Here is a 515-nt window from a genome sequence, read left to right on the forward strand (position 1 = left end):
CCGGCAACGGGCAGGACGTCGTCTACGAGCACACCACCGCCGAGCGCTTCGAGGCCCGGCCGGTCCGCGTCGAGCCGCTCGACGGCGGCCGCGTGCTGGTCGCCGAGGGGATCGGGCCCGGCAAGCGGGTGGTGACCCAGGGCGCCGAACTCCTCGACCAGGTCCGCTGAGGAGGCCACCGGATGTTCACCTTCCTCGTCAGCCAGTCGGTCCGCAACCGCCTGCTCGTGCTCGCCATGGCCACGGTGCTGGTGCTCTTCGGCGCCTTCACCGCGACCAAGCTCCCGGTCGACGTGTTCCCCGACCTCAACAAGCCCACCGTCACCATCATGACGGAGGCCGAAGGGTACGCCCCTCAGGAGGTTGAGCAACTCGTCACCTATCCCATCGAGACCCGGATGAACGGGCTGCCCGGGGTCACCCGCGTGCGCTCGGTTTCGGGCGTCGGGCTGTCCGTCACCTACGTCGAGTTCGACTGGGGCACCGACATCTACCGCAACCGCCAGCAGGTCGCC

At 69.5% G+C, this 515-nt stretch carries 1 protein-coding gene and 1 pseudogene; both read left to right on the forward strand.

Annotation, left to right across the window (positions count from 1 at the left end; translation table 11 throughout):
- A pseudogene (locus AX737_RS35785) lies at positions 1–170 on the forward strand (RND transporter); the annotation flags it as partial.
- 12 nt (positions 171–182) lie between these two features.
- The coding region (locus AX737_RS12305; protein ID WP_197430554.1) for an efflux RND transporter permease subunit at positions 183–515 on the forward strand (333 nt) is incomplete at its 3' end.

The sequence above is a fragment of the Methylobacterium sp. CCH5-D2 genome, from assembly GCF_001556475.1.
GTDB lineage: Bacteria > Pseudomonadota > Alphaproteobacteria > Rhizobiales > Beijerinckiaceae > Methylobacterium > Methylobacterium hispanicum.